A 13,860-nucleotide genomic window follows, 5' to 3' on the forward strand; every position below is an offset into this window, starting at 1 on the left:
GGGATGGGTGCCGATTTCGCGCGAGATCGCCTTCGGTTGAGCGCCGCGCGGCCGGTTCGAAGACAAGCCCTTCTACGTGACAGGTCCGCAAACGTCGTCTCATCGGAAAATCCCGATGCCGTGCGGGTGGAATGCGCGAGCTCCGGACCGCACCAGGCGCGGGATCACCCGGTGCGAAGAGGCCGGGAACGGCGTCAGTGCGTTCGGAGTCGTTCTTCGAGCGCTTCCACCAGCTTGCGCCAGGCCGCGACCTCGGCGTCGAACGGCTCGCTCGGCGGCAGCCGGTTCGGGCTCGGGCGCAGCACGAAGGAAACCAGCCAGCCGAGCCGTTCCGAAGGCTGCAACGCCTGCTCGACGCTTTCGTCGCCAGCCCAGGAGGCCGCGTCCATGAGCAGTTCCTCGGCGAGGTCCAGCTGCGTGGCGTCCACTTCGGACGGACCGGCGCCGAGGTCGGCGTCCAGGCCGGTCAGCACGTAGGTGTTCTCCGGGTCGACCTCGATCTGCAGCTCACCGGCGGTGGCCTTCTCCCGGACCTGCGGCCAGGTCGCGACTCGGGCCAGGTCGGTGTCCTCGACCGCGTTGTCGTCGGCCAGGAAGCGGGCCAGCGCGCGGGGCGTGGGGAAGACGTCGATCTTGCCGTCGGTGCCGAGGAAGACCGGGTCGTCGTCGAGGTAGCAGCGCAGCGAGTAGTGCTCGCCGATGCTGGTGATGATCCGGATCGGGTCGATGCCGACCTCGCCCCAGAAGCCGATCTCCTCGTCCTCTTCGGACGCCTCGGCGCGCTGGTAGGTGGTCACGGTGTCGTCGTCGACGACGGTCACGATGCCGCCCGCATCGAGGACGGCATCGGCCGCGTCGGCGAGGGCGCTGCCGCGCTCGTCGCCTTCCAGCGCCTCGGCGAGTTCGGTCTCGGCGGTGGCGACCGCGTCCGCCGGAACGTCCGGGGTGGTGACCACGCCGTCGATGGCGTCCAGCAGTTCGTCCCAGCGCTCGACGACGACCTCGCACAGGTCGGTCCAGCGGCGCTGCCCGTCCTTGCCGGAGAACGCCAGGGTGCCCTGGTCGAGCATGGCGAACCCGGTGGCGGCGTCCAGCACCTCGTGCACCGCGTCCAGCTCGCAGACGTCGGCCAGCGACCGGGCGATCTCGACGATGTCGGCCAGTTCGTTGATGGTCCAGGTGTCCAGTGGTTCGGCCACCAACTCGGGGACACCCACGAGGTCGTACTGGTGGTCCTCGTCGGGGCTGAGCTCGACCGCGGACAGGGCGGGCACCACGTGCCAGGCCGGGTGGTCGTCGAGGTCGTGCTCCTCCGAGGTGCGCACGAACGCGGCCAGGCGCGCGGCATCGGGGAACGCGTAGAGGTCGTCCTCGTGCCCGAGGAAGGCCTCCCATTCCTCGCCGTCCTCGCGCCAGCGCGGTGCCCACAGGGTGACGACGTCGCCCTGTGGCAGCCCGAGCTCGATGGGGACGATGTCCTGCGCCATCTCTCTACCTCCGGTCACCGAACCAGACCTCGCGGAAGCCTACGGGTTGCCCGTTCGCAGCGTGTTCCCCGGTCCGGCTGTCACCGTATCGAGTCAGTCGAATGCAACGGTCTACGGAACAGTTCGTAACAATCCTCCGCCGGACCTGCGGCAACGGTCCAATCGACGTTGCGCTGTTCGGCGCAGCGATGGTCGGCACCCGGCGGGTGGTGTCCCGGTTGGCGGTACCGAATTGGCGAGTTCCGGACGATCATGATCGGAATGGATGTCACGGAGCTGTGGACGAAGATCGTGCGCTGGCTGACGGTGCACGCGCCGGTCACCGCAGCCGCCCTGCGTCCCCCGGAGCCCTCGCCCGAGCTCGCCGAGTTGGAAGCGGAGTTCGCCGTCGAGTTACCGGCTGAGCTGCGCGAACTGTGGACGTGCTGCGGTGGCACGGACACCAACGTGCTCGCGGATGTCCTGCCGCCGTTCTACACGCCCTACAGCGCTGCGGAGGCGCTGCGGGCCTGGCGGGATCACCGCAAGAACTGGACGGCGCAGTGGGATCGACCGGCCTGCGATTACTACGCGGGTTCGCCGGGCTCCAGCTTCCACCCGGCGTGGATCCCGATCGCCGGTGACGGCTTCGCCGATGAACTGGTGGTGGATCTGCGGCCGGGCCCGTTGCACGGCTGCGTGCTGGAGTGGGAACAGGAGGCGGCGCAGGTCCTGCGGCCGGAGTGGAAGGGTGTCACGTCGATGCTCGCGGACGTCTACCGCTCGTTGAGCGAGGGCGTTCCCGCGGGCCACAGCTATCCGACGATCACCGAAGACGGCCGCCTGGACTGGCAGATCCGCTGACCCGACTCGCCTGCACGACCGGAACCATGCCGCCTTCGTGTCACCTACTAGTTTGCGACACCTACTAGTTGGTGTTACGTTGTCGGCGTGGCGAACAAGACGATCGCGGCCAGGCAGACGCAGTGGTTGCGCGGCGTGCTGGACCTCGCGGTGTTGGCCCTGCTCGCTGAGGGCGGCGAGGGCTACGGCTACACGTTGTTGCAGCGACTCGCCGAGGCTGGCTTGCCGGACATGAAAGCGGGAACGCTGTATCCGCTGCTCAACCGGCTTGCGGCGGACGGGTTGCTGCACGCCGAGTGGCGGGCCGGTGAAGGCGGACCGGGGCGCAAGTTCTTCGCGCTGACCGACGAGGGGCACGCCGTGCTGGCAGAACAAGGTCCGAAGTGGATCGAGTTCGCGAAGAACTCGATCTCGGTGGTGGAACGAGGGGTGCGGGAATGATGGTGCTGGACAAGAAGTATCACGACGAACTGCTGCTCGCGCTGCGGATGCACGAGATCTCCGGCGAGCGGGTCGGCGAGGTGCTCGCCGAGGTCGAGGCGCACGTCGCCGAGACCGGCGAAGATCCCGTCGAGGCGTTCGGTCAGCCGCGCGAGTACGCCAGGAAGGTCGCGGCGCAGCTCGACCGCAACACCGGAAAGCGGTCCACATTGGACATCGTGGTGAGCGGTCTGGTGATGATAGCGCTGACCATCCTCGGGTCGGACTGGCTGCTCGACGGCCTGTTCGAGGAGACCCCGGTGCTTCCGTACACGCTCAAGGACGCGGTCGCGCTGTCGGCTGTGCTCGTGTTCGGCGTTCTCGGGGCGCTCCTGCTCGGCCGTGGCGTCACAGCCGGGGCCAGGAATGAGATCTACGTGTTCGCGGGTATCGGGTCCTTCGTGCTGATGATCGTGGCGCAGCCGGTGATCGGCTGGACCGTCGACGACGTGTCGCCGTTGTACGAACTGCCGCGCTGGCTGGCGATAGGTCTGGGGGCGGTGCTGATGGCTGGTGCCATCGGCATGCTGGTCCACGCGTACCGCCGCGGACGAGTGGTTTACCCGAAGACCAAGTGACCTCGGTACGTGAGTGCGAAAGCCGGTACCACCCGGTTTTCGCACACACGACTGCCGATCAGGTGCCGACCGGGTGCCAGACGGTTTTGATCTCGGTGAAGGCGCGGAGGCGCTGGAGGTCGGGTTCGCGGGTCCAGTCCGGCTCGCCGCGCACCGGCAGTACCCGCTTGACGGTGTCAGCCGCCGTCTGCGCCAGTTCGGCGCGCAGCGCTTCCGGCGCGCCGGTCGGGTCCAGCGCGTTGACGTCGGCGTGGGCGGCCAGCCACGGCGCGAGCTCGGCGGCTCGACCGGTCAGGATGTTGACCACGCCGCCGGGTACGTCCGAAGTGGCCAGCACCTCGGCGAAGGTCACGGCGGGCAACGGCCGATCCGCACTGGCGAGGACCACGCAGGTGTTCCCGGCCGCGATCACCGGGGCCACCACGCTGATCAGCCCGAGCAGCGCGGAGTCCTGCGGCGCGAGCACGCCGACCACCCCGGTCGGCTCCGGAACGCTGAACGAGAAGTAGGGGCCCGCGACGGGGTTCGCTGCGCCGAGCACCATCGAGATCTTGTCCGTCCAGCCCGCGAACCAAACCACCCGGTCGACTGCGGCGTCCACAGTAGATCGTGCTTGCTTGCGGGACACGCCTTCCGCGGCGACGATCTCGGCGGCGAACTGCTCGCGCCGTCCCTCCAGGACCTCGGCGATGCGGAACAACACCTGGCCGCGGTTGTAGGCCGTCGCGCCGGACCACCCGCCGAAGGCCTTGCGAGCCGCGGCGACCGCGTCGCGGACGTCCTTGCGGGAGGCGTGCGCGGCGTTGGCGAGGAACGCGCCGTGCGGGTCGTGCACCGGGTACACCCGGCCCGACTCGGAACGCGGGAACGCGCCACCGATGTAGAGCTTGTAGGTCTTGGCCACGGCCAGCCGCTCCGGGGTGTCAGACATCGAGGTACGCCTCCAAACCAGCCCGCCCGCCTTCGCGGCCGAAACCGGATTCCTGGTAGCCGCCGAACGGTGCGGTCGGATCGAACCGGTTGAAGGTGTTCGCCCACACCACCCCGGCCCGCAGCCGCTGCGCCGCCCACAGGATCCGCGACCCCTTCTCGGTCCAGATCCCGGCGGACAGGCCGTACGGGGTGTTGTTGGCCTTGGCGATGGCCTCCGCCGGGGTGCGGAAGGTGAGCACCGACAGCACCGGCCCGAAGATCTCCTCGCGCGCGATCCGCATCGACTGCTGGACGCCGGAGAACACCGTGGGGGAGAAGAAGAATCCGCGCTCCGGCAGCGGGCACGGGCTGGTCCAGCGCCGGGCGCCCTCGGCGTCACCGCTGGCGGCCAGCTCGGTGATCTTGGCGAGCTGTTCGGCCGAGTTGATCGCGCCGACGTCGGTGTTCTTGTCCAGCGGGTCGCCGACGCGCAGCGTCCGCACCCGGATCCGCAGCTTCTCCAGCAGTTCCTCGGCGATCGACTCCTGCACCAGCAGCCGCGAACCGGCGCAGCAGACGTGGCCCTGGTTGAAGAAGATCCCGTTCACGATGCCTTCGACGGCCTGGTCGAGCGGGGCGTCGTCGAAGACGATGTTCGCGGCCTTGCCGCCGAGTTCCAGCGTCAGCTTCTTGCCCGATCCGGCGACGCTGCGCTGGATCTGCTTGCCGACCTCGGTGGATCCGGTGAACGCGACCTTGTCGACACCGGGGTGCGCGACCAGCGCCGCACCGATGTCACCGGCTCCCGGCAGGATGTTGACCACGCCCGGCGGCAGCCCGGCCTGCTGGCAGATCTCGGCGAACACCAGGGCGGTCAGCGGTGTGGTCTCGGCGGGTTTGAGCACCACGGTGTTGCCGCAGGCCAGCGCCGGGGCGATCTTCCAGGCCAGCATGAGCAGCGGGAAGTTCCACGGGATGACCTGCCCGGCGACCCCGATCGGCCGCGGGTCGGGCCCGTAGCCCGCGTAGCCGAGCTTGTCGGCCCATCCGGCGTGGTGGAAGAAGTGCGCCGCCGCGGTCGGCAGGTCGGCGTCCCGCGATTCCTTGATCGGTTTGCCGTTGTCCAGCGACTCCAACACCGCCAGCTCGCGGGCGCGTTCCTGGATCAACCGGGCGATGCGGAACAGGTACTTCGCGCGTTCCCGGCCGGGCATCGTCGACCAGGTCTGCGCGAAGGCCCGTCGCGCCGCCCGCACCGCGTTGTCCACATCGGACTCCGACGCGCTGGAGACCTCGGCGAGCAGTTCCTCGGTGGCCGGGTTGATGCTCTTGAGCGGTTCGCCGCCGCCGTCGACGAACTCGCCGTCGACGAACATCCGGTAGCTGGGTTTGAGGTTGGCGGCCTCCCGCGATTCGGGGGCGGGCGCGTACTCCCACGGGCTTTCGATCATCAGTCCACCGCCACGTAGTCGGGGCCGCTGTAGTGGCCGTCGAGCTGGGTGCGCCGCTGCATCAACAGGTCACCCAGCAGGCTGGACGCGCCGAAGCGGAACAGTTCCGGGGTCAGCCACTCCGGACCGGCGACCTCGTGCACGGCCACCAGGTAGCGGATCGCGTCCTTGGTGTTGCGGATGCCACCAGCGGGTTTGACGCCGCGCAGTTCGCCGGTGGCGTCCCGCCAGTCGCGGACTGCCTGGAGCATCAGGTGCGTCACGGGCAGGGTCGCCGCAGGCGAGACCTTGCCGGTGGAGGTCTTGATGAAATCGCCGCCCGCCAACAGCCCCAGCCAGGACGCACGGCGCACGTTGTCGTAGGTGGCGAGTTCGCCGGTTTCCAAGATGACCTTGAGGTGCGCGTCGCCGCAGGCCGCCTTGACCGCCTGGATCTCCTCGAAGACCTGCCCGTAGCGGCCGGACAGGAAGGCGCCGCGGTCGATCACCATGTCGATCTCGTGGGCGCCCGCTGCCACCGCGAACTCCACGTCGGCGAGTTTCACCGCCAGCGCCGAGCGCCCGGACGGGAACGCGGTGGCCACCGAGGCGACCCGGATGCCCGTGCCGTCGAGGGCCCGCACCGCGGTGGCGGCCATGTCGGAGTACACGCAGACCGCCGCGACCTGCGGGGTGTCCGGCCAGTCCGGATCGGGGTGTTGGGCCTTGGTGCACAGCGTGCGGACCTTGCCCTCGGTGTCGGCGCCTTCCAGGGTGGTCAGGTCGATCATCGAGATCGCGGTGTCGATCGCCCAGCGCTTCGCGGTCTTCTTGATGCTGCGCGTCGCCAGGCCAGCGGCCCGCTGTTCCAGCCCTACCTGGTCGACTCCGGGCAGCCCGTGCAGGAACCGGCGCAACGACCGGTCATCCCGGACCGCATCGGCGAGCTCCGACGATATCGGCGACTGTGCCATAACCCAGGAGTCTAAGCGCCGAGCCCCGAGTACCGCCGAGACTGGAATGATCGCGCCAGATCCCGCAGCCGTCCGACGTCTCGTCGCGATGCGGACCTTGCCGCCTGCGGTGGGCGGTTCTGCGGATTACTGCTCGCCCGCGCTGGGCGCAAGAGGCTCTGCGGTGCACCTTGTTTTGGCATCGACCAGCGCGGACCCGACGCTGTAATCTTCAGGATTCACGCCGGGGAAGTACGTGGAGAAATGTATTCTCCACTCGGGGCTGTCGATGTAGGTCTTGAGCCACTTCGAGATGGCTGCGCATTCTTCGGGGTGGCCCTTGGGGATCGCGATCCCGTAGTAGCCGTCTGATCCGAATTCGGAATTGAGGAGCTTGAATTCGGGATCGGCCTGGACGAATCCTTCCAGGATGATCTTGTCCGTTATTACCGCGGACACCTCGCGGTTGCTCAGCATGTCGTTGCAGTCTTTGAAGCTCGGCACCGTCCGGGGCTCCTGGCCCAGTTCGCTCTTGATCAGGTCAACCGAGGTCGTTCCGGCGGCCGTGCAAACGTCGGCGCCGTGAAATGAATGCACGTCGTCGGAGCCTTGGTAGTCCGAGCGAACCATGATTCCTGTGTTCGAGCGCAGGTAAGGTCCGATCATGTCGACAAACTCCCTTCGGGGATCTGTCATCGAATAGCTGGCGATGACCATCTGAGCCTGGTTCTCCAGCAAGAAGGATTCGCGGGTCTGGGATGTGATGTTTATAAGTCTCGCTTGCCGCTGCTGGAACTGCGCGGCGACACTCCGCGCGAGTTGGACTTCAAAACCCTCGGGGTTCGTGGGGTCCTTCGAGTAGCTGGCAAGACCAGGTTGATCCACTTTGACGCCGATATTGACGTAGCGTGCGTCTTCGTCGAACAAGCCGGATGAACTAGAGCATCCCGCAGTCAGCAGGAGTACAAAAATGCACCAAGAAAGTCGGGTGATCATGAGTCCTCTCAGTTGTGCAGTTCGGCGCTGTCGACGTAGACCTGCATCCGGCATCCCTTGTTTGCTCGCATCGTTATTACCCCGCGAATGTCGAGAGCACCGTGCACGGCTATGGTCGTTTTCTCGTGTGAGTCCAATTTGATCGGGCTGGGCTGGCTGTCGAGCGTGAGTTCGATGCCCGTTTCGGGATCCGTGCGGCAATCCTGCATGCCATTGCTCGAAGGCGCATTCGTTATTCCGAAGCTGATGGTTAGCTCGCGGCGGGGTTGGGGAGCTATTAGGGAAACCGGGGTGCTCTGGTCTTTCAGCAGTTCGGACGTGACTCGCTCGTCGGTTCCCGAGGTCGGTTCGCCGATTTTCACGCTGTGCGTCACGTTCAAAGAGCGATTGTGTTCGTAGCTGACGTACCCCAGTGTGCCGAGCGCGACCAGAACGAGTGCCGAAGCCAATGCGACCCAGACCGAAGTTCGGCTGTTGGTGGGGTTTGCGATCAGTGCGATTACGCCGACCACGAGGCTCAGGATGGTGGCGATTTCCGGGCCATCCTGGACGAAGAAGAGCCATGCGGCGAAACCGAAGGCGCACAGGAATATCAGGAATGTCCAGATGAACCCTTTTGGTATTGATTCTCTTATTTTTGCCAAGCGAGACATGTTGCCGGGCCCCCATGTGCCTTCAGTCGAAGTTCATCGACGAGCGGCGGTCGCCGACCGGACCGGCTCCGGTTCAGCACCCCGGAATGTTCCACCGCATCCGCAGCTCGTCGAGCGTTGCTGCATGGTTTGCGAACGAATGTGATCACGGTCTGGTTCCGGTTGTCAGCGCGATGCGATGAGCGGTAAGAAGCTGTCGACCAACGGTCGACTCGCATCTGTTCAGCCTAACGAGACGGTGCGTTTGCCGAGAAACGAAGGTCTGTGCGGACCAGTTGCATGAGTCTCCGAGGGTCGGGCGGGCTCGGAAAGTCCTCGGACACTCCGGCTTTTGCTCCGAATGCGGCCAAATGACTGATCATCAGCGGTTAGGCTCGTGATCGCTCAATGGGGTCGCATGAGGAGAATCTGTGATCAAACGCGCGTTGCTCGTCGCGGCGACGGCCGCACTTCTGCTTCCGTCGATCGCCGGTGCGACGGCGCTGGCGGAGCCCGCCCTCGACTGGACGCCGTGCGGTGATCTGCAGGGCGAATGCACCACCGTGCAGGTGCCGATCGACTGGAACAACCCCGACGGCGGGACGACGAACATCGCCATCGGTCGGCTGCCCGCCACCGACCCGCAGAACCGCATCGGTGTGCTGTTCGTGGCCCCCGGCGGTCCGGGTGGCTCCGGCATCGACAGCTACATCCTCGGCGCGAACAAGTTGCAGGACGGCGAACTGCGCAAGCGGTTCGACATCGTCAGCTGGGATCAGCGCGGAGTGAAGCGCAGCAACGAGGTCCGGTGCAGCGCTGAGCTGTTGGCCCAGGCCCCGAGCGATTATCCGGCCAACGAGCAGGAGTACCAGGAACTGCTCGCCTACAACGCGGAGCTGGGCGAGGACTGCCGCAAGAACACCGGGCCGGTGTTCGACTTCGTCGACACGACCAGCGTCGTTCGCGACCTGGACGCGATCCGCGCCGCGCTCGGCGAGGAACAGCTCAGCTTCTACGGCGCGTCGTACGGAACGCAGGTCGGCCAGCAGTACGCCGAGCTGTTCCCGAACCGGGTTCGCGCGATGACCATCGACTCGAACATGGACCACAGCATCACCTCCGGCAGCCGCTACATCGAGACGGCCAGCGAGGACCTGGAGGGCTCGTTCAACGCCTTCGCCGACTGGTGCGAGCGGACCGCGAACTGCTCGCTGCACGGCCAGGACGTCCGCGCGGTGTGGGACGACGTGCACGCCAAGGCCGAGGCCGGCACGCTGACGGATCCGGCAACCGGCACCGCGCTGAGCGCGAGCTCGTTGCGCAGCGAACTGATGAACGCCATGTACAGCCCCGAGGCGAGCTGGTACCCCCTCGCCGACCGCTTGAAGGCACTCGCCGAAGGCAACCCGGCGGTCACCGCGCAGGCGGCGCCCGCGGAGCTGGCGCAGAACTCCTACCAGGCGATCTGGTGCGACGACTGGAGTTGGAAGGTTCGCGACGTCGCGGAGTTGCAGCGCTACCGGGACAAGGCCGAGAAGGTCGCGCCGCACACCAAGCTTTCGGCGTTCTGGAGCGACGTGACCTCGTGCCTCGGTTGGCCCGCCGAGGTCAGCAACCCGCAGCACGAACTGTCGATCAACGGTGCCCCGACGATCCTGATCGTCAAGGGCAAGTACGACGTCGCGACCCCGGCCGCCTGGAACCTCGCGGTGGCCGACCAGATCGACAACTCGGTGCTGCTCAACTACGACGGCATCGGCCACGGCCAGTACTACCGCAGCGACTGCGTCAGCGAGCAGGTCGACCGGTACCTGCTCACCCTGGAAACCCCGGCCCCCGACACGCACTGCGAAGCCATCTGGCCAACGGAGCCGCCACCCCCGGCCGCCACAGCGACACCCACGGGCCCAGCACCCCGCCCACTCCACGCGCTCTGACCGACGCCATCGAGGTGAGGGGCACCCGTGACCAAGTAACTGGGTCACGGGTGCCCCTCACCTCGTACCAGTGACGCGGAGGCGTCGAGGGTGTAGGTCCTGGAGCAGCGTTGGGTGATGAGTGAAGGGCACCTTTGCCCGGCATAGTCGGTCAAAGGTGCCCTTCACTCGGAAAAATCACCTCCCCGTGCGCGCAGAGTCGGAGTCTCTGCTTGTTGTGGGTATTCTGGATATGTAGCATCTGGGTTGTGCGTATGTCTGAGGGTGTGGAGTGGGGTTTGCACAGCTGTGTGCTGCTTGGTTGGTTGAGTCCGGAGGCGGTTGCCGGGCGTCGGTTGGCCGAGTACCACGAGTTGCCGCCCGCATACCTCAACAAGCAGCTTCAGGCTCTTGTGCGGGCCGGGATCGTCACGTCGGTGTCCGGTCCGAAGGGCGGCTTCCAGTTGGCCCGCCGCCCGGACCGGATCACGCTGTTGGACGTCGTCGTAGCCATCGAGGGCACCGAGAAAGCCTTCCGCTGCACGGAGATTCGTCAGCAGGGGCGGAATGTGCTGTCACCGGAGCACTATCGGCAGCCGTGTTCGATCGCGGTTGCCATGCGCAAGGCCGAACTGGCCTGGCGTCGTGAATTGGCCGCGCAGACCGTCGCGGAGATGATGGCGTCGGTGCAGCGGCACAGCCCCGACACTCCAGAGCGCGTGCGCCGGTGGTTCGACACCGAGCGGTCCTGATCCCTTCGTCCCCCAGCTGGGCAGCAGGGGCAGAATAAGGAGAAGATTCTGGATGTTTGATGTCCTGATTATCGGCGGTGGCTTCGCGGGTGTGTGGGCTGCCGCAGCAGCGGCACGCCTGCGAGACGACAGCGCCACGCCGCTTTCCATCGCACTCGTCGCGCCCACTGACGACCTGGTCATCCGACCCCGGCTCTACCAGGAACATCCGGAACAGATGCGGGTGCCGCTGGAGCGGATCCTTCGGCCGGTCGGCGTGCACCGCATACCGGCCACCTGCACCGAGATCGACACCGCGCGGCACTCGGTGACGATCGCCGACCGGAACGGAAAGCCGCGAACCATCGGCTACCGACGGCTCGTGCTGGCGACCGGAAGTGAGCTGCACCGGCCCGAGCTGCCCGGCATCGAGCACGCCTACGACGTGGACACCTTCACCGGCTCGGTCGCCCTGGATTCCCACCTGCGGCGGTTGCCGACGGAGGACGGGCCCGACCGGTTCACCGCGGTGGTGGTCGGCGCCGGTTTCACCGGCGTGGAGGTCGCTACCGAACTGGTGGACCGGCTGCGGCTGCGCGCAAGCGAATGCGGTGCCGAGCAGGAGGTCCGGGTCGTGCTGCTCGACCGCGCTGACGTCGTCGGCCCCGACCTCGGGCCCGGTCCGCGACCGGTCATCGCGGCGGCCCTGGATTCGCTCGGCGTGGAGGTCAGGTTGACCGTGACGCCGACCGCCATCAGTCCCGAAGGCGTGCGACTCGCCGACGGCACGGAGCTGTCCGCCCGGACCGTCGTGTGGACCGCTGGGATCCGGGCCAGCACGCTCACCGAACAAGTTCCAGGCCAACGCGATCAGCTGGGCCGCATCCACGTGGACGGACACCTGCGGGTACCGGAGGCACCAGACGTCTACGTGGCTGGCGACACCGCTGCGGCAGTCGCCGAAGAAGGCCACCTGGTGATGCCGAGCTGCCAGCACGCGATTCCGCTCGGCAAGTACGCAGGCCACAATGCGGCGGCCGACCTGCTCGGCCGCCCGGCCGCGGTGTTCACGCCGAACCCCTACGCCACGTGCCTCGACCTCGGAGGAGTTGGCGCGGTCACCACCCTCGGCTGGGAACGAACCATCCACACCACCGGTGCCGTGGCCAAGCAGCGCAAGCGCCGGATCAACGAGCAATGGATCTACCCACCGGTGGACGACGCCGCCGAGATCATCCGTCAAGCAGATTTCAAGGTGTCGGTCCGCGGATAGCAGCCCAACCACACGTACAGGTGATGAGTGAAGGGCACCTTTGACCGGCTATGTCGGTCAATGGTGCCCTTCACTCGGAAAGTTTGGTGAGGAAGGTGGTCCATTGGGGGTGGGTGAAGGTGAGGGTGGCGCCGGTGCGGTCCTTCGTGTCGCGGACTCCGACCACCTCGGCCGTCACCGCCACCTCGACGCAGTACGAGTTGTTCGCGCTGCGGGCGGATTTGCGCCACTCTGCTCCGTTCAGGGCGCGTTGGCAGTCGAGATTCATGTTCTCGACTGTAGTCGGGCGTTATCGGCTGGTGAAGGTCTTCCTGATCAGCGCCAATGAATCTTCCCTGTTCAGCGCGTTCTTCGTGACTTCAGCGTGGGCAAGGCCGTATTCGCGCGTGGTCAATGAATCGGTGATGAGTTGGGTCGACGTGACCGTCTCTTGCCAGAGCAGGGTCGGGAGCCGCCCGCTGGGAAAACCCATCAAGGAGAACGCCGATCCACCCATCGCCGGGTGTGCCGTGGTATCGAACGGCACTACTCGAAGTTCGAGCGAGTCCGGGTACTGGTCGATCAACGTTGCGAGGTGCTTGAGCTGTGCAGCGTGCACTTCCTTGCCGCCAACCTGCTGCCGGAGTGCAGCCTCGCCCATGACCGCCAAGATCTGAAGCGGCTCGTCACCGACGACTCGTTGTTGTCGGGTGATCCTGCACTGAACACGGCGATCCACCTCCGCGAGACGGAGGTTCGGTGCGCCGGATTCGATGATCGCGCGGGCGTAATCCTCGGTCTGCAGCAGCCCGTTGATGAGATCTGCGCAGTACGTTCGCAGGCTCTCTGCGCCGTGCTCGAAACCGAAGAAGCGCAGCAGGTCTTCGCTGAACAGGGCGGAGTACTTGTTCCACCAGCCTCGGTGTGCGGCTTGTTCCCGTAGTGCCCGGAGTTCGTCGGCCTCGTCGGCGTCGAACTCGTAGATCGCCATCAGTTCGTCCAAGCGATCAGCCGACAGGTTCTTCTTCCCGTGCTCGACATCGGACAGGTACGCCGCGGCGATGCCGATCTTCTTCGCGGCGGCTGCTCCGCTGAGCCCGAGCGCATCCCGCTTTTCCCGGATCCGCAAGCCAATGGCCCATGCCGCGACGGTTGGGGAGACCGGTGCCATGTTGCTCCTTCCGTGTGGTCCGTACGCACGAGATCAAACCTGATTGGCTGACGCCGTTAGGTAATTACCTGCCGATGCTCTACGTTAAATGTCAGGCAGTAACGATAGCAATACGGGCTGTTACTGCTTGGCGGTGGCTCCGGCTTCGCCCCCCTCCCCGACACAAAGCCGGGGCCACCGTCTTCGACTCTCCTTGGGAGGCAACGTGTTCGAGTCGTTTCAGCAGCAGCGCGTGATCGCCTACTGGCGGCCGTTCGAGGGCCTCCGCCACGGCTTGTGCCCGGATCGACCGCCATATCCAGGGCAGGAACGCGAGACCCTGTGCGGGCTGACCTTGACCGTCGGCATCCCCACGGAGGTCGAATGGCTCGCGCCAACCTGCGAACCATGCTGGGACGACGCCCGATCCCGCCGCGACGCGGCGGCCCGAGCGGGCGGCGCGTCGTGAATCTTCCCGGCCTGTCCCAGGATCCGCCTGC

The 13,860-nt window shown here is 66.5% G+C and carries 15 protein-coding genes; 7 read left to right on the top strand and 8 right to left on the bottom strand.

From position 1 onward, the window contains the following. Positions 1-194: 194 nt before the first annotated feature. Entirely contained in the window at positions 195-1,487 is a 1,293-nt protein-coding gene (locus ACTWQN_RS06540; RefSeq protein WP_443202507.1) for a SatS C-terminal domain-containing protein, read from the bottom strand. Between the two features lie 261 nt (positions 1,488-1,748). On the opposite strand from ACTWQN_RS06540, the gene ACTWQN_RS06545 reads away from it, so the two are divergent. The 3 genes from ACTWQN_RS06545 to ACTWQN_RS06555 all read left to right on the top strand — a co-directional run bounded on the left by ACTWQN_RS06545 (position 1,749) and on the right by ACTWQN_RS06555 (position 3,388). Further along, a complete protein-coding gene (locus tag ACTWQN_RS06545) occupies positions 1,749-2,330 on the top strand; it encodes an SMI1/KNR4 family protein (RefSeq protein ID WP_443202403.1) in 582 nt (193 codons plus the stop codon). An 87-nt stretch (positions 2,331-2,417) separates the two neighbouring features. Continuing rightward, complete coding sequence (locus tag ACTWQN_RS06550) at positions 2,418-2,771, top strand: PadR family transcriptional regulator (RefSeq protein ID WP_443202404.1); 354 nt, start codon at positions 2,418-2,420, stop codon at positions 2,769-2,771. Continuing rightward, on the top strand, positions 2,768-3,388 hold the full coding sequence (locus ACTWQN_RS06555) for an HAAS signaling domain-containing protein (RefSeq protein ID WP_443202405.1): 621 nt from the start codon (positions 2,768-2,770) through the stop codon (positions 3,386-3,388). The genes ACTWQN_RS06550 and ACTWQN_RS06555 overlap by 4 nt, the downstream gene beginning before the upstream one ends. Before the next feature lie 58 nt (positions 3,389-3,446). On the opposite strand, the gene ACTWQN_RS06560 is transcribed toward ACTWQN_RS06555, so the two are convergent. The 5 genes from ACTWQN_RS06560 to ACTWQN_RS06580 all read right to left on the bottom strand — a co-directional run bounded on the left by ACTWQN_RS06560 (position 3,447) and on the right by ACTWQN_RS06580 (position 8,323). Continuing rightward, entirely contained in the window at positions 3,447-4,319 is an 873-nt protein-coding gene (locus tag ACTWQN_RS06560) for an aldehyde dehydrogenase family protein (protein WP_443202406.1), read from the bottom strand. Continuing rightward, complete coding sequence (locus ACTWQN_RS06565) at positions 4,312-5,751, bottom strand: aldehyde dehydrogenase family protein (protein WP_443202407.1); 1,440 nt, start codon at positions 5,749-5,751, stop codon at positions 4,312-4,314. Before ACTWQN_RS06565 ends, ACTWQN_RS06560 begins: the two co-directional genes overlap by 8 nt. Then, positions 5,751-6,704, bottom strand: a complete 954-nt coding sequence (gene deoC / locus ACTWQN_RS06570; protein ID WP_443202408.1) for a deoxyribose-phosphate aldolase — start codon at positions 6,702-6,704, stop codon at positions 5,751-5,753. The genes ACTWQN_RS06565 and deoC overlap by 1 nt, the downstream gene beginning before the upstream one ends. 126 nt (positions 6,705-6,830) lie before the next feature. Further along, complete coding sequence (locus ACTWQN_RS06575) at positions 6,831-7,610, bottom strand: transporter substrate-binding domain-containing protein (protein WP_443202409.1); 780 nt, start codon at positions 7,608-7,610, stop codon at positions 6,831-6,833. 77 nt (positions 7,611-7,687) lie between these two features. Then, positions 7,688-8,323, bottom strand: a complete 636-nt coding sequence (locus tag ACTWQN_RS06580) for a hypothetical protein (protein WP_443202410.1) — start codon at positions 8,321-8,323, stop codon at positions 7,688-7,690. A 419-nt stretch (positions 8,324-8,742) separates the two neighbouring features. Here ACTWQN_RS06580 and ACTWQN_RS06585 point away from each other — a divergent pair, with 419 nt between their 5' ends. From ACTWQN_RS06585 to ACTWQN_RS06595, 3 genes are all read left to right on the top strand, one after another. Continuing rightward, entirely contained in the window at positions 8,743-10,248 is a 1,506-nt protein-coding gene (locus ACTWQN_RS06585) for an alpha/beta hydrolase (RefSeq protein WP_443202411.1), read from the top strand. A gap of 254 nt (positions 10,249-10,502) precedes the next feature. Beyond that, positions 10,503-10,979 (top strand): RrF2 family transcriptional regulator, encoded by a 477-nt coding sequence (locus tag ACTWQN_RS06590; protein WP_443202508.1) that lies wholly within the window; start codon positions 10,503-10,505, stop codon positions 10,977-10,979. A gap of 52 nt (positions 10,980-11,031) precedes the next feature. Next, on the top strand, positions 11,032-12,231 hold the full coding sequence (locus tag ACTWQN_RS06595) for an NAD(P)/FAD-dependent oxidoreductase (protein ID WP_443202412.1): 1,200 nt from the start codon (positions 11,032-11,034) through the stop codon (positions 12,229-12,231). A 70-nt stretch (positions 12,232-12,301) separates the two neighbouring features. Here the strand turns inward: ACTWQN_RS06595 and ACTWQN_RS06600 are convergent, their stop codons facing one another. Both ACTWQN_RS06600 and ACTWQN_RS06605 read right to left on the bottom strand, forming a co-directional pair. After that, positions 12,302-12,499: a DUF397 domain-containing protein gene (locus ACTWQN_RS06600; protein ID WP_443202413.1), complete on the bottom strand. Its 198-nt coding sequence runs from the start codon at positions 12,497-12,499 to the stop codon at positions 12,302-12,304. A 21-nt stretch (positions 12,500-12,520) separates the two neighbouring features. Then, a complete protein-coding gene (locus ACTWQN_RS06605; RefSeq protein ID WP_443202414.1) occupies positions 12,521-13,381 on the bottom strand; it encodes a DUF5753 domain-containing protein in 861 nt (286 codons plus the stop codon). 205 nt (positions 13,382-13,586) lie between these two features. On the opposite strand from ACTWQN_RS06605, the gene ACTWQN_RS06610 reads away from it, so the two are divergent. Next, positions 13,587-13,829, top strand: coding sequence for an HC3 family zinc finger protein (locus tag ACTWQN_RS06610; RefSeq protein ID WP_443202415.1), 243 nt, complete (start codon positions 13,587-13,589; stop codon positions 13,827-13,829). Positions 13,830-13,860: the final 31 nt, after the last annotated feature.

Source organism: Saccharopolyspora antiqui (genome assembly GCF_052246905.1).
In the GTDB taxonomy this organism is placed as follows: Bacteria; Actinomycetota; Actinomycetes; order Mycobacteriales; family Pseudonocardiaceae; genus Saccharopolyspora.

Coding starts and splice junctions, on each gene's coding strand:
- ACTWQN_RS06605 (WP_443202414.1), bottom strand. CDS start 13,381: ATGGCACCGGTCTCCCCAACCGTCGCGGCATGGGCCATTGGCTTGCGG.
- ACTWQN_RS06565 (WP_443202407.1), bottom strand. CDS start 5,751: ATGATCGAAAGCCCGTGGGAGTACGCGCCCGCCCCCGAATCGCGGGAG.
- deoC (WP_443202408.1), bottom strand. CDS start 6,704: ATGGCACAGTCGCCGATATCGTCGGAGCTCGCCGATGCGGTCCGGGAT.
- ACTWQN_RS06560 (WP_443202406.1), bottom strand. CDS start 4,319: ATGTCTGACACCCCGGAGCGGCTGGCCGTGGCCAAGACCTACAAGCTC.
- ACTWQN_RS06590 (WP_443202508.1), top strand. CDS start 10,503: ATGTCTGAGGGTGTGGAGTGGGGTTTGCACAGCTGTGTGCTGCTTGGT.
- ACTWQN_RS06600 (WP_443202413.1), bottom strand. CDS start 12,499: ATGAATCTCGACTGCCAACGCGCCCTGAACGGAGCAGAGTGGCGCAAA.
- ACTWQN_RS06595 (WP_443202412.1), top strand. CDS start 11,032: ATGTTTGATGTCCTGATTATCGGCGGTGGCTTCGCGGGTGTGTGGGCT.
- ACTWQN_RS06555 (WP_443202405.1), top strand. CDS start 2,768: ATGATGGTGCTGGACAAGAAGTATCACGACGAACTGCTGCTCGCGCTG.
- ACTWQN_RS06540 (WP_443202507.1), bottom strand. CDS start 1,487: ATGGCGCAGGACATCGTCCCCATCGAGCTCGGGCTGCCACAGGGCGAC.
- ACTWQN_RS06545 (WP_443202403.1), top strand. CDS start 1,749: ATGGATGTCACGGAGCTGTGGACGAAGATCGTGCGCTGGCTGACGGTG.